The sequence below is a fragment of the Aeromicrobium choanae genome, from assembly GCF_900167475.1.
Taxonomy (GTDB): domain Bacteria; phylum Actinomycetota; class Actinomycetes; order Propionibacteriales; family Nocardioidaceae; genus Aeromicrobium; species Aeromicrobium choanae.
In genome coordinates this window covers 854,960-874,226 of sequence record NZ_LT796768.1, presented here as the reverse complement: position 1 = coordinate 874,226, position 19,267 = coordinate 854,960, and the positions used below count along the sequence as shown (strand labels likewise).

The 19,267-nt window shown below is 71.3% G+C and carries 17 protein-coding genes; 13 read left to right on the top strand and 4 right to left on the bottom strand.

What is annotated here, in order from left to right; translation table 11 throughout:
- Nucleotide 1 precedes the first annotated feature (1 nt).
- Both B5D60_RS04260 and B5D60_RS04255 read right to left on the bottom strand, forming a co-directional pair.
- Nucleotides 2–721, bottom strand: a complete 720-nt coding sequence (locus B5D60_RS04260; RefSeq protein WP_078698996.1) for a LamB/YcsF family protein — start codon at nucleotides 719–721, stop codon at nucleotides 2–4.
- 86 nt (nucleotides 722–807) lie between these two features.
- On the bottom strand, nucleotides 808–1,968 hold the full coding sequence (locus B5D60_RS04255) for a class I SAM-dependent methyltransferase (RefSeq protein WP_078698995.1): 1,161 nt from the start codon (nucleotides 1,966–1,968) through the stop codon (nucleotides 808–810).
- 147 nt (nucleotides 1,969–2,115) lie between these two features.
- Here B5D60_RS04255 and groES point away from each other — a divergent pair, with 147 nt between their 5' ends.
- The 4 genes from groES (at nucleotide 2,116) to B5D60_RS04235 (ending at nucleotide 6,939) form a co-directional block, all read left to right on the top strand.
- Nucleotides 2,116–2,409, top strand: coding sequence for a co-chaperone GroES (groES, locus tag B5D60_RS04250; RefSeq protein ID WP_078698994.1), 294 nt, complete (start codon nucleotides 2,116–2,118; stop codon nucleotides 2,407–2,409).
- 30 nt (nucleotides 2,410–2,439) lie between these two features.
- Entirely contained in the window at nucleotides 2,440–4,041 is a 1,602-nt protein-coding gene (gene groL, locus B5D60_RS04245; RefSeq protein ID WP_078698993.1) for a chaperonin GroEL, read from the top strand.
- A 96-nt stretch (nucleotides 4,042–4,137) separates the two neighbouring features.
- On the top strand, nucleotides 4,138–6,516 hold the full coding sequence (locus tag B5D60_RS04240) for an AAA family ATPase (RefSeq protein WP_078698992.1): 2,379 nt from the start codon (nucleotides 4,138–4,140) through the stop codon (nucleotides 6,514–6,516).
- 102 nt (nucleotides 6,517–6,618) lie between these two features.
- Nucleotides 6,619–6,939 (top strand): hypothetical protein, encoded by a 321-nt coding sequence (locus B5D60_RS04235; protein ID WP_078698991.1) that lies wholly within the window; start codon nucleotides 6,619–6,621, stop codon nucleotides 6,937–6,939.
- On the opposite strand, the gene B5D60_RS04230 is transcribed toward B5D60_RS04235, so the two are convergent.
- On the bottom strand, nucleotides 6,917–7,210 hold the full coding sequence (locus tag B5D60_RS04230) for a helix-turn-helix transcriptional regulator (protein ID WP_197684400.1): 294 nt from the start codon (nucleotides 7,208–7,210) through the stop codon (nucleotides 6,917–6,919). The genes B5D60_RS04235 and B5D60_RS04230 overlap by 23 nt on opposite strands.
- Before the next feature lie 182 nt (nucleotides 7,211–7,392).
- On the opposite strand from B5D60_RS04230, the gene B5D60_RS04225 reads away from it, so the two are divergent.
- From B5D60_RS04225 to B5D60_RS04190, 8 genes are all read left to right on the top strand, one after another.
- Nucleotides 7,393–8,313 carry an AurF N-oxygenase family protein gene (locus tag B5D60_RS04225; RefSeq protein ID WP_078698989.1) on the top strand — a complete coding sequence of 307 codons (921 nt, stop codon included), beginning with the start codon at nucleotides 7,393–7,395 and terminating at the stop codon, nucleotides 8,311–8,313.
- A 38-nt stretch (nucleotides 8,314–8,351) separates the two neighbouring features.
- On the top strand, nucleotides 8,352–9,992 hold the full coding sequence (locus tag B5D60_RS04220) for a 4Fe-4S binding protein (RefSeq protein ID WP_078698988.1): 1,641 nt from the start codon (nucleotides 8,352–8,354) through the stop codon (nucleotides 9,990–9,992).
- 59 nt (nucleotides 9,993–10,051) lie between these two features.
- Entirely contained in the window at nucleotides 10,052–11,557 is a 1,506-nt protein-coding gene (gene guaB / locus B5D60_RS04215) for an IMP dehydrogenase (RefSeq protein ID WP_078698987.1), read from the top strand.
- Nucleotides 11,558–11,591: 34 nt separating this feature from the next.
- The gene (locus B5D60_RS04210; protein WP_197684441.1) at nucleotides 11,592–12,689 is read left to right on the top strand and encodes a GuaB3 family IMP dehydrogenase-related protein; all 1,098 of its coding nucleotides are present in this window, start codon (nucleotides 11,592–11,594) and stop codon (nucleotides 12,687–12,689) included.
- Nucleotides 12,686–13,456 (top strand): carbon-nitrogen hydrolase family protein, encoded by a 771-nt coding sequence (locus B5D60_RS04205; RefSeq protein ID WP_078698985.1) that lies wholly within the window; start codon nucleotides 12,686–12,688, stop codon nucleotides 13,454–13,456. Before B5D60_RS04210 ends, B5D60_RS04205 begins: the two co-directional genes overlap by 4 nt.
- Complete coding sequence (locus B5D60_RS04200) at nucleotides 13,453–13,920, top strand: GNAT family N-acetyltransferase (protein ID WP_078698984.1); 468 nt, start codon at nucleotides 13,453–13,455, stop codon at nucleotides 13,918–13,920. Before B5D60_RS04205 ends, B5D60_RS04200 begins: the two co-directional genes overlap by 4 nt.
- A 65-nt stretch (nucleotides 13,921–13,985) precedes the next feature.
- On the top strand, nucleotides 13,986–15,545 hold the full coding sequence (locus tag B5D60_RS04195) for a succinic semialdehyde dehydrogenase (protein ID WP_078701278.1): 1,560 nt from the start codon (nucleotides 13,986–13,988) through the stop codon (nucleotides 15,543–15,545).
- Nucleotides 15,546–15,561: 16 nt separating this feature from the next.
- Nucleotides 15,562–17,259 carry a GMC family oxidoreductase gene (locus B5D60_RS04190; RefSeq protein WP_078698983.1) on the top strand — a complete coding sequence of 566 codons (1,698 nt, stop codon included), beginning with the start codon at nucleotides 15,562–15,564 and terminating at the stop codon, nucleotides 17,257–17,259.
- A 24-nt stretch (nucleotides 17,260–17,283) separates the two neighbouring features.
- Here B5D60_RS04190 and B5D60_RS04185 read toward each other — a convergent pair whose 3' ends face one another.
- On the bottom strand, nucleotides 17,284–17,865 hold the full coding sequence (locus B5D60_RS04185; protein WP_231948969.1) for a 5-formyltetrahydrofolate cyclo-ligase: 582 nt from the start codon (nucleotides 17,863–17,865) through the stop codon (nucleotides 17,284–17,286).
- An 18-nt stretch (nucleotides 17,866–17,883) separates the two neighbouring features.
- On the opposite strand from B5D60_RS04185, the gene B5D60_RS04180 reads away from it, so the two are divergent.
- The gene (locus tag B5D60_RS04180) at nucleotides 17,884–19,260 is read left to right on the top strand and encodes a UTP--glucose-1-phosphate uridylyltransferase (RefSeq protein ID WP_078698981.1); all 1,377 of its coding nucleotides are present in this window, start codon (nucleotides 17,884–17,886) and stop codon (nucleotides 19,258–19,260) included.
- Nucleotides 19,261–19,267: the final 7 nt, after the last annotated feature.

Sequence of the window (19,267 nt, the reverse complement as noted above, 5' to 3'; positions counted from 1 at the left end):
CTCAGTGGAAGGGCTCGATCTCGACGCGGTGCTCCACGAGGACGCCGCGCACGTGACGCAGGAGGCGCTCGGCACCCGGGCTGTCGCTGTGCACGCACAGCGAGTCCACCGATCCCACGAGCCCGAGGGCCTGGGCGGCCGCCTCCGCGGGATCCGTCAGCACGGCACCCGGCTGATCGCGCGGCACGAGGCCGCCCTCGGAGGTGTACGCGCGATCGGCGAAGCCCTCGTGCACCACGTGGATGCCGGAGTCCGCGGCCATCTCGAGCGCGATCGACCCGGGCATGCCCACGAGGGGCAGGGGCGTCCCGTCGGCCAGCAGTGCCTCGACGACGGCCTCGGCCTGGTGGGGATCGTGACCGATCCGGTGGTAGAGCGCGCCATGGGGCTTCAGGTAGGTGACCAGCCCACCGGCGCGGTCCGCGAGCTCGCGCAGGTGGTCGAGCTGGCGCCGGACCTCGTCCACGAGGTCACGGGGCGGCAGGTCCACGAACCGGCGGCCGAATCCCTCGCGGTCGCGGTAGCCCACCTGCGCCCCGATCGCGACGCCGTGCTCGACCGCGGCCTCGCACGTCGCACGGATCAGGTCGTCGTCGCCGGCGTACGCGCCGCAGCAGACGTTCGCACTCGTCACGAGGGGGAGCAGTCGCTCGTCCTCGCCGGACGCCCACCGCTCGGGCGACTCGCCGAGGTCGACGTTGAGGTCCACGCGCCCTGCCATGGCCCGACGCTACCGCGCGCCGGGGCATCGCTGGCAGTGACGTTCCCGGGGTGCTCGCCGGCGTGTCGACGCCGCGAACGTCACGCTCAGCGCTGCCGCTCCACCAGGAAGGCGCGGGCCTCGTCGGCCACGCGGGTCAGCACGACCGTGGCGGTGCGGGACCCGGTGAGCTTGAGGCGGGCCACGAGCCGCTCGGGCACGACGTCGACGCCGCGCTTCTTGATCGTGAGGGTCCCGATGTCGCGCTCGCGCAGGGCGGCGCGCAGCTGCTTCTCGCGGAAGGGCAGTTCCTCGACGACGCGGAACGCGCGACCGAACGGTGCAGCGTCGGGGGAGTCCGTGGTGATCCACGCGATGCGGGGGTCGAGGAGGTGGCCGTCGAGATCCTCGGCGAGCTCGGCCACGAGACCGGCCCGGATCACGGCGTCGTCCGGCTCGACGAGGTGGGAGAGGACCTCGCCGACCAAGGCCTCGGCGCCGCGGCCCACGAGCGTGTCGCCGCTCGGGAGCACGGTGGCGCGGCGGGCGGAGTCCTGGTCGAACCCGGCGCCCCACAGGCTCGCCTCGACGAGGTCGCCGCCGTGCGAGACCCACTCGGCCTGCACGCCCGGCGGGACGGCGTCGTGGGCGATGCCCGGCATCACCTTGGCCACCGCGCGACCCTCGAGCAGGCCCGTGACGAAGTCCCAGGCCGGCACGAGCGCGTCGAGCCGGAACGTGCGGCCGGCGCCGTCGCGTCGCGCGGGATCGACGAACGCGACCTCGTCGACGGCGATGGGCGTCGTCGTGGCATCGCCCACCTCGACCGTCCCGGCGAGGCCGAGGGCCGCCAGGTTGGCCCGCGCGATCGCGGCGCGCACGGGGTCGAGCTCGACGCCGCGCACCTCGAGGCCGGCCCGGGCCCCGGCGATCAGGTCGCCGCCGATGCCGCAGCCGAGGTCGACCACGCGACGCGCCCCGAGAGCGGCCAGCCGGGCGGCCCGGTGCGCGGCCACGGGTGCACGCGTGGACTGCTCGAGGGCGTCGGGGGTGAAGTAGAGGAGCTCGGCGTCCGCCCCGAACTTCGTGACCGCGCGCCGTCGGAGGTGGTGCTGGGTGACGGCCGCCGCGACGAGCTCGGCCGGGTGGTCGCGCCGCAGCCGCGTGCCGAGCGCGAGATCGGACTCGCGCCCCGCAGCCTGCGCCACCTGTGCCAGCAGCGCCTGCCCGGCGGGGGCCTTCAGTTCGGCGAAGGTCTGCGCATCCACGCGCCAGAGTCTGCCACCGGGCGTCGCCCCACCCTCGGGTCTGGCACTCCGTTTGGTCGAGTGCCAGCCGGTGCTAGGCTGACAACTGGCACTCCCACTGAGTGAGTGCCAACCGAACGTTACTCATCCGAAAGGGGAGGTCGACCAGTGTCGGTCACCATCAAGCCGCTCGAAGATCGCATCGTCATCAAGGCCGGAGAGGCCGAGCAGACCACCGCGTCGGGTCTCGTCATCCCCGACACCGCCAAGGAGAAGCCGCAGGAGGGCGAGGTCGTGGCCGTCGGCCCCGGTCGCGTCAGCGACAGCGGCGAGCGCATCCCCGTCGACGTGGCCGTCGGCGACAAGGTGCTCTTCAGCAAGTACGGCGGCACCGAGGTCAAGCACGGCGGCGAGGAGTTCCTCATCCTCAACGCCCGCGACGTCCTCGCCGTCATCGCCTGAGTCCACCCAGCCAACCGTTAGGGAGCACTCGTGCCCAAGATTCTGGAATTCGACGAGGACGCACGCCGCGCCCTCGAACGCGGTGTCGACAAGCTCGCCGACACCGTCAAGGTCACCCTCGGCCCCAAGGGCCGTTACGTCGTCCTGGACAAGAAGTGGGGCGCCCCCACGATCACGAACGACGGCGTGTCCGTCGCGCGTGAGATCGAGCTGGACGACCCGTTCGAGAACCTCGGCGCCCAGCTGGCCAAGGAAGTCGCCACCAAGACGAACGACGTCGCCGGTGACGGCACGACGACCGCCACGGTGCTGGCCCAGGCCATGGTCCACGAGGGCCTGCGTGCCGTCGCGGCCGGCTCGAACCCGGTCGGCCTGAAGAAGGGCATCGAGGCTGCCGTCGAGGCGGTCACGAACGAGCTGCACTCGCGCGCCCGCGCCGTCGACTCGGTCAAGGACATGTCGGCCGTCGCCACGGTCTCGAGCCGCGACTCGGTCATCGGCGAGCTCATCGCCGAGGCGTTCGACAAGGTCGGCAAGGACGGTGTCATCACCGTCGAGGAGTCCAACACCATGGGCACCGACCTCGAGTTCACCGAGGGCATGCAGTTCGACAAGGGCTACCTGTCGCCCTACATGGTCACCGACACCGAGCGCATGGAGTCTGTCCTCGACGACCCCTACATCCTCGTGAACCAGGGCAAGATCTCGGCCGTCGCCGACCTCCTGCCGCTGCTGGAGAAGGTCGTCCAGTCGGGCAAGAGCCTGTTCATCATCGCCGAGGACATCGAGGGCGAGGCCCTGTCCACGATCGTGGTGAACAAGATCCGCGGCACGTTCACGTCCGTCGCGGTCAAGGCGCCGGCCTTCGGTGATCGCCGCAAGGCGATGCTGCAGGACATCGCGACCCTCACGGGCGCGACGGTCGTCACCACCGACGTCGGCCTCAAGCTCGACCAGGTCGGCCTGGAGGTCCTCGGCACCGCGCGTCGCGTCGTCGTCACGAAGGACGACACGACGATCATCGACGGCGGCGGCGAGCAGGCCGAGGTCGAGGGCCGCGTGGCCCAGATCAAGGCCGAGTTCGAGCAGACCGACTCCGAGTGGGATCGCGAGAAGCTCCAGGAGCGTCTCGCCAAGCTGTCCGGTGGCGTCTGCGTCATCCGTGTCGGCGCGGCCACCGAGGTCGAGCTCAAGGAGAAGAAGCACCGCATCGAGGACGCCGTCTCGGCGACCCGCGCGGCCATCGAGGAGGGCATCGTCCCCGGCGGTGGCTCGGCGCTGGTCCACGCGGTCGGCGTGCTGGACCAGGACCTGAACCTGTCCGGCGACGAGGCCATCGGCGTGCGCATCGTCCGCAAGGGCGCTGACGCTCCGCTGGAGTGGATTGCCCGCAACGGCGGCGTCTCCGGCGAGGTCGTGGTGTCGAAGGTCCGCGAGTCCGGTGAGGGCTACAACGCGGCCACCGACCAGTACGGCGACCTGCTCGCGCAGGGCATCCTCGACCCGGTCAAGGTCACGCGTTCGGCGCTCGCCAACGCGGCCTCGATCGCGGCCATGCTGCTCACCACCGAGACCCTCGTGGTGGACAAGCCGGCCGACGAGGCCGACGATCACGCTGGCCACAACCACTGATCGGTCCCTGCTGACGATCTCGTCAACACGAAGGCCCCGGGCACTCGCCCGGGGCCTTCGTCGTCGGTCGTGACCCTGTCGTAGCCTGCGAGCACCATGACGATCACGATCACCGAGGACCTCGCGCGCGCCCTCGAGATCTTGGAGTCGGGCGGGAATCTCTTCCTGACCGGCAAGGCCGGCACCGGCAAGTCCACGCTCATCCGGCACTTCATGGAGCACACGGATCGACGGGTCGTCGTCGCGGCGCCCACGGGCATCGCGGCGCTGAACGTCGGCGGGCACACGATCCACCGTCTGTTCGGCCTCCTCAGCACCACGACGATCGAGGACATTCGCTCGGGCCGTCACCGGGCGGGCCGCTTCGCGCGCACGCTCAAGTCCTTGCAGACCTTGATCATCGACGAGGCGTCGATGGTGCGCGCCGACCTGTTCGACCAGGTCGCCGCCGCGCTCGAGCGGTACGGGCCCCACCCCGAGCGGCCGTTCGGCGGGGTCCAGGTCGTCCTGGTGGGAGACCTCCTGCAGCTGCCGCCCGTGGTGCCGGACTCGCTGGACGTCTACTTCGCGACGAGGTACGAGACGCCCTACTTCTTCTCCGCCGACTCCTTCGACGCCGACGTCTTCCCGACGGTCGCGCTCACGACGGTGTTCCGCCAGCTCGGCGACGACCGCCTGACCTCGCTGCTCAACGCCGTGCGCGAGGGCGTGCTGCTCGACGAGGCCCGGGCCGAGCTCAACAGCAGGGTCGACCCCGACTTCGAGCCGCCCGAGGATGAGCTGTGGCTCACGCTCGCGCCGTCCAACCGGATCGTCAGCGCTCGGAACCGACAGCGCCTCGACCTGCTGCCGGGGGAGGAGTTCCGCAGCGTCGCGAGCGAGGTGGGCGACCTCTCGCTCTTTGATCCGCCGACCGATCGTGTGCTGTCGTTCAAGGTCGGCGCCCAGGTCATGATGCTGACGAACGATCCCTTCGACCGGTGGGCCAACGGCACGCTCGGGCGCATCGTCGAGGTCAGGGCCGAGGGCGAAGGGCACGAAGCCGTCGTCGAGCTCTCGGACGGCTCGCGGGCCGAGGTGGGCCGGTTCGCCTGGGAGGTGCTGCGGCCCGTGGTCGAGGACGGGCGGCTCAGCAGCGAGGTCGTGGGGGTGTTCACGCAGCTGCCGTTCAAGCTGGCGTGGGCCATCACGATCCACAAGAGCCAGGGCCAGACGCTGGACCGCCTCGTCGTCGATCTCTCGGGCGGGGTGTTCGCCACGGGGCAGGTCTACGTCGCGCTGAGCAGGGCCACCTCCCTGGCCGGGCTCGTGCTGAAGCGGCCCATCGAGCCGCGGCACCTGCGGACCGACCGGCGGATCCTGCGGCACCTGCACCGGTCGACGGTGCGCGGTCCGGCCCAGCACTGCGCCATCGCCGTCTGCCTCGTCGGGGACGAGGGCACCTTCTCGCGCCCCCGTCCCGTCGAGCTCGCGGTCGCCTTCGAGGACGGCACGGCCATCACGACGCTGATCAACCCCGAGCGCGACCTCGCCGGGGCCCGGACGGCCTATGGCATCAGCGCCGACGACGTCCTGCTGGCGCCCCACCTCGCGCAGGCCTGGGCGACGATCGCGCCGTTGCTCGAAGGTCTCGTGCCGGTGGGGATCGGCGTCGACGACACCCTGGGGACGATCGACTTCGAGCTGAAGCGTCTGCAGCGCACCTACCCGATGCCGATCGGGGTGGAGGTGCGTGGGGCGGACCTGACCGAGGAGGAGCGTCGTGGCGCCCGCTCCGGTCGCGCCCTCGACCGGGCGACGGCCGCGTTGCAGGCCCACCGGCGGCTCGGGGCCCCGGATCCGGGTTCGCCGTTCGAGCACGCCGTCCTGGTCGAGGACGAGCCGAGCCACCTGCTCAGCCGCGACCGGGATGTCCCGGTGCCCCGGTCGGGGGCGATGGCGACGCTGTCGGCGATCGTCGAGGTCAGCCGGGTGCTGGGCCACGCGGTGCTCGAGGGGACGCACTCCGGCGACCCCGTGCCGGTCGACGATGCCGCCCGGATCGCGGCCGGTTCGGTCGTGGCCGACCGGCTCGCCGCTGCGGCGGCACGAGCCTCACGGCTGTCACCTGAGCTGGTGCGACGCCTGCAGATCGTCGAGACGCTACTGGGCGTCGAGTTCGTCGAGCGGGTCGTGGACGCAGTCGCCGCGGCGGCCCCGCCGATCGACGAGGTGCTGGTCGCGGGGACGCGGGTCTGCTTCTCCGGCAGTGCGCTGGGCCGGCACGGCCGCGTCGTCTCGCGCGACGACATGAGCGAGCTGGCGTCCCGCCTCGGTCTCCTCCCGGTGGCCACCGTCACCAAGACGCGCTGCGACGTCCTCGTGGTCGCGGAGGCCGGGACCCAGTCCGGCAAGGCGCGCAAGGCCCGCGCGTACGGCACTCCCGTGCTGACGGCCGCCGAGTTCCTGGCGTGGGCCGACGACGACGCACTCTGAGTCTCCCGGCGACGTCGCGTGAGACGAGGGGAGGACAAGGCGCGTCGGGCCCAATAACCTAGGGGTCGCCCCGGTGTCCGCACCCGTTGATAGGACTGCCCCATGACGACGCCATCGACCACCTGCCCGTGGTGGTGCACCGACCACCGCTCCGGCGAGACGGCTGAGGACGAGCAGCACGCGCGGGTGTTCCCGGTGCCCGGGGGCGCCTGGGTGGCCATCCTGCACGGGACCCTGCCCGGCGACCGGATCGAGCTGGCCTACGGCGCCGAGGCGTACGCCGCGTCCGCGGGCGAGGGTCGCGCCTTCGCGGCGGCCCTGCAGCACGCGGCCGACGTGTTCGACCGGATCGTCGCCGACCTCGAACGGGCCGCCGGGCTGGCCGGCGACCGCAGGAGGGTCAGCGCTCGGCGGAGTCCATGAACTCGCGCACCTCGACCAGCAGCTCGCCCAGGGCCAGCCCGAAGGCCGCCTCGAGTGCCAGCAGCGTGTCCAGGCTCGGGTTGGCCGACGACCGTCCGGTGGCGTTGTTGTTGCGGTTGTTCTCCAGGTTCTGCACCTGGTTGCGGCTCAGGCCCGCGCGGTGCGCGAGGTCCTCCTGGGTCATGCCCGCCCCCTCGCGCCGGCGGCGCAACCAGGAGGCGAAGGCGCTGGCGACCTCGGCGGTGTGGGCCGTCGGTGTGCGTTTGGGCATGCACAACAGCATGGGCCCAATGGGCAGTCGGTGCAGCCCAATACGATGGTGCCCCTGGGTGGGCCGGCAGTGCCCGTGCGCGGTTCCCGCGGGCTGGCGGACAGCGAGCGAGAAACCTCGTGACGTGACTCACAACCTATGTTACATTCACAATGTCACATACCGCTGACCGAGGAGATCGCATGACCGTCACCGACGATCGCGCCGCTGTCGAGTTCCGCCAGTCCATCGACATGGACACCGAGCTGGAGCGACTGCTGGAGTCCGCCGCCGTCCTGTCGTACGACCCCGACCAGGAGATCGACTGGGCCAAGCCCCTCGACCCGACCAAGTACGGCCTGAACCCGGAGTGGTCCACCCTCTACGGCACGCCGCTGTGGGACTCCATGACCGAGCAGCAGCGCATCGACCTCACGCGCCACGAGGTCGGCTCCATCATGAGCACCGGCATCTGGTTCGAGACGATGCTGCAGTCGATGGTGCTGCGCTCGCAGTACTCCGCCGACTACGGCGACCCGGAGTTCCGCTTCGCCCTCACCGAGATCGCCGACGAGTGCCGGCACTCGCTCATGTTCAGCAAGACCTGCAGCAAGATGGGCGTCCCGCACTACCGCCCGCGCCGGCTCTTCCACGAGCTCGCCCGCGTGTTCCGCACCACCGCCAACGGCGAGATGTCCTACGCGTCCATCCTGGTCGCCGAGGAGGTCCTCGACGTCATGCAGCGCGACTGGATGCGCGGGGAGAACGTGCTCGAGGAGGTGCGCACCTCGAGCAAGATCCACGTGGTGGAGGAGGCGCGCCACATGAAGTTCGCGCGCATGGAGATCAAGGAGTACCTCGAGGGGATTTCCAAGCCGCGGCGTCACCTCGCGGCCTTCGTCATCTCGGTCGTCGCGGCGATCATCGTGGACTCGCTGGTCAACGACGATGTCTACGCCAACGTGGGCCTGGACCCCGAACAGGCCAAGGCGGCCGTGAAGGCCAACACGCACCACCAGAACCTCATGCGGATGAGCTGCGTCCACCTCATGGACTTCCTGTCCGAGGTCGGCCTGCTCACCCCGGCCGCGATGCGGATGTACCGCACCGTCCACATGCTCTGACCCGGCCCGGCCGACCCTCGAACCCGAAAGCACCCGCCGTGGCCTACGCGATCACCCAGTCCTGCTGCAAGGACGCCTCGTGCGTCTCGGTCTGCCCCGTGGACTGCATCCATCCCACTCCCGACGAGCCCGACTTCGGCACGACCGACATCCTCTACGTCGATCCGAAGGCGTGCATCGACTGCGGCGCGTGCGCCGACGCGTGCCCCGTGGCCGCGCCGAAGGCGATCGACCTGCTGCGCGGTGCCGAGGCGGTCTTCGCCGACCTGAACGCCGAGTTCTTCGAGCGACGTCCGCCTCGCGAGAAGCCCAAGACCCACACGTGGGACGAGATGGGCGGCGACCTCGAGCGCTCGCTGTCGATCGCGATCGTGGGCACCGGCCCGGCGGCCGCCTACACGGCGCGCCAGCTGCTGCTGTCCACCGACGCGAAGATCACGATGATCGACAAGCTGCCCGTGCCGGGCGGCCTGGTGCGCGGCGGGGTGGCGCCCGACCACACCGACACCAAGAAGTTCGCCGACCTCTTCCACTGGGCCTACCGCCATCCCCGCACGAAGATGGTGATGAACGTCGAGGTCGGCCGGGACATCTCCCACGCGGACGTGCTGCAGCACCACGACGTCGTGATCTACGGCGTCGGCGCCCGTCGCGACCGCGAGCTCGGCGTGCCGGGGGAGGACCTGCCCGGCGTGTACCCGGCGCCCGAGGTGGTCGGCTGGTACAACGGCGCGCTCGACGTGGCACCCGACGGGGTCGTGCTGTCCGGCGACCGCGTGGTGGTGGTGGGCAACGGCAACGTGGCCCTCGACCTCGCCCGCCTGCTGCTGCACGACCCCGAGGTGCTGGCCCGCACCGACATGCCCGACCACGCCGTCGCCGCCTTCCGGGGCCTCGACGTGCGCGAGGTCGTCCTGCTCGGTCGGCGGGGTCCCTCGGCCGCGGCGTTCACCCGGCCCGAGCTGCTGATGATGCCTCCGGGCATCGACGTGGTCGTGGCGCGCGACGAGTTCACCGAGGGCGAGCTGGCCGAGGCCGAGGCCGAGCCCGAGTCGAACGCTGCGGTGCTCGCGGCCCTGCCCCTGGTCGACGTCGACCTCACCGCACCGCCCGGCGACCGTCGCCGGCTGGTGTTCTCGTTCGGCCGCCAGGTCGTCTCGGTCGAGGGCGACGAGCGCGTCGAGGCCGTGCAGGTGGCTCCGTCCGGAGTGCCCGAGCAGGCCGAGAAGGTCCCGTGCGGCACCCTCATCCGCGCCACGGGTCACCGTGGCACCCCGGTCGCCGGGCTGCCGTTCGACGAGGCCACCGCCACCGTGCCGAACGAGCACGGGCGCGTGGTCGACCCGGCCACGGGCGAGGCCGTCCCGGGCACCTACGTCGTCGGCTGGATCAAGCGCGGTGCCACGGGTGGCATCGGCACGAACCGCACGTGCGCCCACGAGACGATCGCCACGATCGTCGCCGACGCGAACGCCGGGCTGATCCCGCCGGCGCCGAAGCGACGGCTCACCTTCGGGCCGTTCGTGCGCACCCGGGTCGACCGCGTCGTCGGCCGCCGGCGGATGCTCGCGATCGAGAAGGCCGAGGAGACGCGAGGCCACCGCGAGGGGCGCCCGCGCGTGAAGTTCGAGTCGGTCGACGAGATGCTCCGGGTCAGTCCCGCCACGAGCCTGCACTGACGGCTCAGATCACATCCCGCGCGTTCGGGAGCGGGGTCGGGCGCGGGTAGACTCGGCTCATGGTGGGCATCCCCGACAAGTTCTCCTCCCTCGGCCTCACGTACGACGACGTCCTGCTGCTTCCCGGCGAGACCGACGTCATCCCCAGTGAGGTCGACACCACGACCCGGCTGACGCGCGAGATCTCGCTGCGGATCCCGCTGCTGTCCAGTGCGATGGACACGGTCACCGAGTCGCGCATGGCCATCGCGATGGCGCGCGAGGGTGGCATCGGCATCCTGCACCGCAACCTCTCGATCGACGACCAGGCGTACCAGGTCGACCTCGTGAAGCGCACGCAGACGGGCATGATCCCCAACCCCGTCACGATCGGCCCGAAGGCCACGCTCGAGGAGCTCGACGAGCGCTGCGGCGAGTACCGCGTCTCCGGCCTCCCGGTCGTCGACGAGGACAACACCCTCCTGGGCATCGTCACCAACCGCGACCTGCGCTTCACGCCCGTCGCCGAGTGGGCCAGCACGCTCGTCCACGACGTGATGACCCACATGCCGCTGATCACCGGCCCGGTCGGCATCAGCCGCGAGGACGCCTCCGCCCTGCTGCGCCAGCACAAGCGCGAGCGCCTGCCGATCGTCGACGACCAGGGCAAGCTCGCCGGCCTGATCACCGTCAAGGACTTCGTGAAGTCCGAGCAGTTCCCGATGGCCAGCAAGGACGCCGAGGGCCGCCTGCTGGTCGGCGCCGCCGTCGGCTTCTTCGGCGACTCCTACGAGCGCGCCACCCGCCTCATGGAGGCCGGCGTCGACGTGCTCGTGGTCGACACGGCCCACGGTCACGCCCGCGCCCTGCTCGACATGGTGCGCAAGCTCAAGGCCGACCCGGCCTTCGGCGACGTGCAGATCATCGGCGGCAACGTGGCCACGCGCGAGGGTGCGCAGGCCCTGGTCGACGCGGGCGTCGACGCGGTGAAGGTCGGCGTCGGGCCCGGCTCCATCTGCACCACGCGCGTCGTCGCGGGCGTCGGCGTGCCCCAGATCTCCGCGGTGTACGAGGCCTCGCTGGCGGCCGAGCCCGCCGGCATCCCCGTGATCGCCGATGGCGGCCTGCAGTACTCCGGTGACATCGCCAAGGCCCTCGTCGCCGGCGCCGAGAGCGTCATGGTGGGCTCGCTGCTGGCTGGCTGCGAGGAGAGCCCCGGCGAGCTGATCTTCGTCGCGGGCAAGCAGTACAAGGCCTATCGCGGCATGGGCTCGGTCGGCGCGATGGCCTCGCGCGGCAAGAAGTCCTACTCCAAGGACCGCTACTTCCAGGCCGACGTCACGAACGACGAGAAGATCGTCCCCGAGGGCATCGAGGGCCGCGTCGCCTACCGAGGTCCGCTCTCCTCGGTCGCGCACCAGCTGGTCGGCGGCCTGCACCAGTCGATGTTCTACGTGGGCTCGCACACGATCCCCGAGCTGCGCGAGCGCGGCCGCTTCGTGCGCATCACGTCGGCGGGGCTCAAGGAGAGCCACCCGCACGACATCCAGATGACCGTCGAGGCACCGAACTACACGATCCTCTGACGCGATCGGCGCCCGATAGGCTGGGCCCGTGAGCATCGACATCGGACTGGCCAAGCGCGGCCGGCAGGGGTACCACTTCGACGACATCGCCATCGTGCCGAGTCGCCGCACGCGCGACCCGCAGGAGGTGTCGACGCACTGGCAGATCGACGCCTACCGCTTCGACCTGCCGATCGTCGCCGCGCCGATGGACTCGGTGATGAGCCCCGAGACCGCGATCGCTCTCGGCAAGTTCGGCGGCCTCGGCGTGCTCAACCTCGAGGGCCTGTGGACCCGGTACGAGGACCCGCGCCCGCTGCTGGAGGAGATCGCCCGGATCGAGCCCGCCCAGGTCACCCCGCGGCTGCAGCAGATCTACGCCGAGCCGATCAAGGCCGAGCTGATCACCGCCCGCCTGCAGGAGATCCGTGACGCCGGCGTCACCGTCGCCGGCTCCCTCTCGCCGGGCCACACCAAGCAGTTCGCCGACGCGGTCGTCAAGGCCGGCGTCGATCTCTTCGTCATCCGCGGCACCACCGTCTCGGCCGAGCACGTCTCGGGCAACGCCGAGCCGCTGAACCTCAAGGAGTTCATCTACGAGCTCGACGTGCCGGTGATCGTGGGCGGCTGCGCCACGCACCAGGCCGCGCTGCACCTGATGCGCACGGGCGCCGCGGGCGTGCTGGTGGGCTTCGGCGGCGGCGCCACCCACACCACGCGCAGCGTGCTGGGCGTCGCGGTGCCGATGGCCTCCGCGGTCTCCGACGTGGCCGCGGCGCGCCGCGACTACCTCGACGAGTCCGGCGGCCGCTACGTGCACGTCATCGCCGACGGGTCCATCGGCCGCAGCGGCGACCTCGCCAAGGCGTTCGCCTGCGGTGCCGACGCCGTCATGATCGGCTCGCCGTTCGCGCGCGCCACCGACGCGCCCGGCCAGGGCTTCCACTGGGGCGCCGAGGCCTGGCACGACGACCTGCCGCGCGGCGAGCGCGTCGAGATCGGCACGGTCGGCTCGCTCGAGCAGGTCCTGTTCGGCCCGTCGCACGTGCCCGACGGCACGATGAACCTCGTCGGGGCGCTGCGCCGCGCGATGGCCACCACCGGCTACACGGACCTCAAGGAGTTCCAGCGCATCGAGGTCGTCCTCGGGTGACGCTGCGGGTCGCAGCCGGCCAGTACGCCTCGGCCGGCGACGTCGAGGCCGACATCGCCACGGTGGTCCGGGCGATCGAGGCCGCGGGCGCCGACCTGCTGGTGATGCCCGAGCTCTTCCTGGGCGGCTACCGGATGCCCCCGATCGTGGTGGGCGAGACCGACCCGCGGCTGCGGCCGATCGCCGATGCCGCCGCGGCGGCCGGCACGGTGGCCCTCGTCGGCGCCTGCCTCGACGGGCCCGACGGCTTCACGATCTCCACGCTGGCGTTCGGTCTGGGTGACGACCCGGCGGGCCGGCGGATCTACGACAAGCAGAACCCCTGCGGTGACGAGGGCGACCACGTCGTGGCAGGCGCCCACAGCGTCGTCATCGACGTGAAGGGCTGGGCCGTGGGCCTGTCGATCTGCTACGACGGCTGCTTCCCCGAGCACGCCCGCGCGTTGGCGCTTGCGGGTGCCGAGGTGTACGCGGCCTCGGTGGCGTACTTCGCCGGCAGCGCCCACCGTCGCGAGGTCTACTACCGGGCGCGCGCGGTCGAGAACGGGATGTTCGTGGTGGTCAGCGGGCTCAGCGGCTCGGTGGCCGGTGCGCAGTTCGACGGCGGCAGCGCCGTGTACGACCCCGAGGGACGCGTCATCGCCGAGGTCCGGGAGGTCGAGGGGCTCGCCGTCGCCACGCTCGACCGGCCCCTGCTGAAGGCGACCCGCGCCACCCACACGATGCTGGCCGACGTGCGCGAGCCCGGCCCCGTGGTCCGCCGGTGACCGCGAGGATCGTCGAGGTCGACTTCCTCGACCCGCGGGCCGTCGCGCTGCGCAGCCGCATGGCCGAGGAGATGGCCGAGCTCTACGGCGAGGCCCGCCACGGCACCGGCGCCGAGGGGATCGACCCCGACTCGGTGCTGGCCTGCCTGCTCGTCCTCGACGGCGACGACCCCGTCGGCACCGTGAGCCTGCGCCGGCTGCGCGACCTCGTCGAGATCAAGCGGATGTACCTGATGCCGTCCACGCGCGGCACGGGACTGGCGGCGCGCCTGCTTGCCGAGATCGAGGCACGCGCGGGCGCGGTCACCGACCGCGTCGTGCTGCACACGGGGGAGCGGCAGCGCGCGGCGATCGCCCTCTACGCGCGGTCGGGCTACGAGCCCATCGAGGTCTACCCGCCGTACGACCGGGTCCCCGAGTCGGTCTGCTTCGCCAAGCACCTCGACGGCACCGACTCGGTGTAACCGTCGTTGACATGATGTGACAGACGCGGTGTCACATCATGCCGTTCCGGGGTATCGTCCTCTTCATGCCTGATGTCGCCCAGATCACAGTCGCGCCCGCGCGCACCGCCGAGCTCACCGCCCTGATCCGGGCCACGGGCACCGAGACCCGCACCACCGTCTCGCCGCTGACCGGCGCCGACGTCGCCACCGTCCCGGTCTCCACCGACCAGGACGTCCTCGACGCCTTCGCCGCGGCTCGCGTGGCCCAGCTCGACTGGGCTCGCACGCCAGTGCGCCGCCGCAAGAAGGCGCTGCTGCGCCTCCACGACCTCGTGCTCAAGCACCAGGCCGAGCTGCTCGACCTGATCCAGCTGGAGTCGGGCAAGGCCCGCTCCCACGCCTTCGACGAGGTGCTGCACTCCGCCCTGACCGGCCGCTACTACGGGCGCAGGCTCTCGCGGATCCTCGGCCCCCACCGCCGCAGCGGGGTGTACCCCGTCATCACGTCGGTCCGCCAGCACCACCAGCCGAAGGGCGTCGTCGGCCTGATCACGCCGTGGAACTACCCGCTCTCGATGGCGCTCGTCGACGGCCTCGCCGCGGTGGCCGCGGGCAACGCGGTGGTGCACAAGCCCGACAGCCAGTCGCCCCTCACGGCGCTGGCGATCATCGAGCTCATGCACCGCGCCGGCTTCCCGAAGGACCTCTGGCAGGTCGTCAGCGGTGCCGGCTCGGTCATCGGCTCTGTGATCATCGACCACGCCGACTACATCTGCTTCACCGGCTCCACGGCCACCGGCAAGCGCATCGCCGCGCAGTGCTCGCAGCGGCTCATCGGCTGCTCGCTCGAGCTGGGCGGCAAGAACCCGATGATCGTCCTGCCGGGCGCCGACGTCGAGAAGGCCGTCGAGGGCACCGTGACGGCGGCGTTCAGCTCGGCGGGCCAGCTGTGCGTCTCCATCGAGCGCGTCTACGTGCACGACTCGATCTACGACCGCTACCGCGACGGCCTGGCCGGGCGCCTCGCCCAAATGGCCTACGGGGCGAACGCCGACTGGGAGGTCGAGATGGGCACCCTCGTCTCGCCGTCGCAGCTGGCCACCACCCAGAAGCACGTGGCCGACGCGCTCGACCACGGGGCGACCCTCGTCTCGGGTGGCCACGCGCGTCCCGACATCGCGCCGTGGTTCCACGAGCCCACCGTGCTGGAGGACGTGCCCGAGTCGGCGCTGTGCTTCGCCGAGGAGACCTTCGGCCCGGTCGTCTCGCTCTACCGGTACCGCAGCATCGGCGAGGCGGTGCAGGCGGCGAACGACACCCCCTACGGGCTGAACGCCAGCGTCTGGGGCCCGTCGCGCCGGGCGCGCCAGGTCGCCACCCGGATCAAGGCCGGCACGGTCAACGTCAACGAGGGCTTCGCCGCCACGTTCGGCAGCATCGGTGCGCCGATGGGCGGGATGAAGGAGTCGGGCACCGGCCGCCGCCAGGGCGCCGAGGGACTGCTGCGCTTCACCGAGACCCAGTCGATCGGCGTCCAGCGGGTGATCCCCGTGGGAGGACCGTCGTTCCTGTCCAAGCGCACCTTCGGTGCCCTCCTGACCGTCGGCCTCATCGGCCTGCGTCGCTTCACCCGCCGGGCCTGAGAGAAGGAAGACGAGCATGAGCGAGTTCGACTACGACGTCGTCATCGTGGGATCGGGGTTCGGCGGCAGCGTCTCGGCGCTGCGGCTGACCGAGAAGGGCTACAAGGTCCTGGTCGTGGAGGCGGGCCGACGCTTCGCCGACCACGAGTTCGCGAAGAACTCCTGGCACCTGCGCGAGTACCTGTGGGCCCCGAAGCTGGGGTGCTACGGCATCCAGCGGATCAACCTGCTGCGCAACTCGCTCGTGCTGGCCGGCGCGGGCGTCGGCGGCGGGTCGCTGGTCTACGCCAACACCCTCTACGAGCCGCTCGACCCGTTCTACGAGGATCCGGCGTGGAGCCACATCACCGACTGGAAGAGCGAGCTGGCCCCCTACTACGACCAGGCCAAGCGCATGCTCGGCGTCAACCCGGTCACGCAGATGAGCCCGGCCGACACGGTGGTGAAGAACACCGCCGAGCGCCTCGGCTACGGCGACAGCTTCCACTTCGCGCCCGTCGGCGTGCTGTTCGGCGACGACGAGGGACGCGACGTGGGCGATCCGTACTTCGGTGGCGTCGGCCCGGCCCGCCGCACCTGCATCAACTGCGGCGAGTGCATGTCGGGCTGCCGCCACAACGCGAAGAACACGCTCGTGAAGAACTACCTCTACCTGGCCGAGCAGGCCGGCGCGGAGGTGCGCGACCTCACCACCGTGGTCGACGTCCGACCGGCGGGTGGCGGCTACGAGGTGCACACGCGCTCCACCCGGAAGTGGCGCGGGAAGCAGCCGGTCATCCGCGCCGAGCAGGTCGTCTTCGCCGCCGCCTCGCTGGGCACCCAGCGGCTGCTGCACCAGCTGCGCGACTCGGGCAGCCTGCCGAAGGTCTCCGACCGGCTCGGACTGCTCACCCGCACGAACTCCGAGGCCCTCATGGGTTCGGTGTCGATGCACCGCGACGTCGACTACACCCGGGGCGTCGCCATCACGTCCTCGATCCACCCGAACGACACGACCCACATCGAGCCCGTCCGCTACGGCAAGGGCTCGAACGTGATGATGTTCGTGCAGATGGTGCTGTCCACCGACGGCAGCGGGAACGGCAAGCCGAGCGTGCTGACGGTGCTCAAGAACATCGTGAAGATCGCGCCGCGGCTGCCCAAGCTCTACGACGCGTTCCACTGGTCGGAGCGCACCGTGATCGCCCTCGTGATGCAGGCGCGCGACAACTCGATCACCACCTACACGAAGCGGCGGCTGCTCGGCGGCCGCAAGATGACCACGAAGCAGGGGTCGGGGGAGCCGAACCCCACCTACATCCCCGAGGCGCACCGCGCGGTGTCGGAGATGGCCGACTACATGGACGGCGTGGCCGGCGGCATCGTCACCGAGCCGATCGGCATCCCCATGACGGCGCACTTCCTGGGCGGCTGCGCGATCGGCGACTCGCCCGAGACCGGCGTGATCGACCCGTACCAGCGCCTCTACGGCCACGAGGGACTCCACGTCATCGACGGCTCCGCGATCAGCGCGAACCTGGGCGTGAACCCCTCGCTGACGATCACCGCGCAGGCCGAGCGGGCGGTGGCGCTGTGGCCCAACCGCGGCGAGCGCGACGAGCGCCCCCCGCTGGGCCGGCCCTACGTCCGGCTGGAGCCGGTGATGCCGAAGAACCCCGTCGTCCCCGAGTCGGCGCCGGCCGCCTACCGCCTCCCGATCGTCCACGTCTCCTGACGCTCGCCCCGAACGGCTACGGGTCTACGTCCGTTCGGGGCGGAAGGTGCCCGAGGGCGTGAGGACGAGGTCCACGGGACGGTCGTGCGGCTCGCTCGGCACGTGCGGCAGCAGCTCGTCCTCGAACACCACGGCGCAGGTGACGCCGGTGAAGTCCGCCAGGGCGCGGTCGTAGTACCCGGCGCCGCGGCCGAGACGAGTCCCCGCGTGGTCCACGGCCAGGCCCGGCACCAGCGCCACGTCGCACGTGGCGAGGGCCTCGCGGCCGAGTGGGGGGCCCGTGGGCGCGGGCACGCCGAGCGCGCCCGCGACCACGTCGCCCGGCTCGTACGCGGCCCAGTCCAGCGACCGGTCGGGCAGGCTCACGGGCACCAGCACCTCGACGCCCCGTCCCACGAGCATCTCGAGCAACGGCTCGGTGCCGGGCTCGCTGGGCATCGACAGGTAGGCCGCCACGCGCCGCGCCCGCACGAGGGCGGGCAGGGCGGCGGCGTGCAGGGCGATCGCCTCGGCCGCGAGGGCTCGCTCCGGAGCCGTCCGGGCTCGTCGACGTGAGGTGATCGCTTTGCGGAGGTTCGACTTCTCATCCGCCATGGATGTCGACATGGCGCTAGCCTAGGGCCGATGAATGCACTGGCAGCCGCACAGGAGAAGATGCGCTCGGACGGACTGCCCGAGCAGGCCATCGACGTCTTCACGGCGTTCTACCACCAGCTCCACGAGGGCGCGTCCGGGCTCATCCCGGAGTCCGAGGTCGAGCCGCTGAAGGACGTCGCCAGCATCGAGTCGCTCGACTTCGACGCCGAGACCCTGCGCCGCGCGGCCGCCGAGACCGTGGTCATCAAGCTCAACGGCGGGCTGGGCACCACGATGGGGATGACGCAGGCGAAGTCCCTGCTGCCGATCAAGCACCGGCTCAGCTTCCTGGACCTCATCGTCGACCAGGTCTGGCACGTGCGCTCCACCTTGGGCGTCGACCTGCCGCTGCTGTTCATGAACAGCTTCCGCACCCGTGACGACACGCTCGCGACGCTGGCGCGGTACAAGGAGCTCCGGGTCGGCGACCTGCCGCTGGACTTCCTGCAGAACCGCGAGCCGCGCCTGGACGCCGAGACGCTCGAGCCCGTCGACTGGCCGGACGACCCGGCGCTCGAGTGGTGCCCGCCCGGCCACGCCGACCTCTACACGGCGCTCGACTCCTCCGGTGTCCTCGATCAGCTGATCGAGGCCGGCTACCGCTACGCCTCGATCTCCAACGCCGACAACCTCGGTGCCGTGCCCGATCCCGCGATGATGGCGTGGTTCGCCCAGACCGGGGCACCGTACGCGGCCGAGGTCTGCCGCCGCACCCCCGCCGACGTGAAGGGCGGCCACCTCGTGGTGCGCCGCTCCGACGGCCGGCTCATCCTGCGCGAGACCGCCCAGATCGCCGAGGAGGACCGCGAGGCCGCGGCCGACCTGTCGGTCCACCGGTACTTCCACACGAACAACCTGTGGTTCGACCTGGCGGCCCTGCGTGCCGAGCTCGACCGGGCGAACGGCGTGCTCGACCTGCCGCTGATCCGCAACCAGAAGAACGTCGACCCGACCGACCCCGACAGCCCGCAGGTGATCCAGATCGAGTCGGCCATGGGCGCTGCGATCTCGGTGTTCGAGGGCGCCACGGCGATCGAGGTCGACCGGGCTCGCTTCCTGCCGGTGAAGACCACCGACGACCTGATGCTGCTGCGGTCCGACGTGTACGACGTGGGTCCGGACTACCAGATGCGCGCGCGGGTGGACGAGGTCCCGGCGATCTCCCTGGACAAGCGCTACTTCGGCGCGATCAGCGAGTTCGACAAGCGGGTGCCGTTCTCGGTGGGTCTGCTGTACGCCTCGTCCCTCACCGTGCGCGGCGACTGGAGCTTCGGCGAGGGCGTGGTCGTGCGCGGCGACGTGGTGCTCGAGGACGAGGGCCGACCGCGCCACGTGGCCTCCGGAACGGTGCTGTCCGGGATCTGAGGCGGAA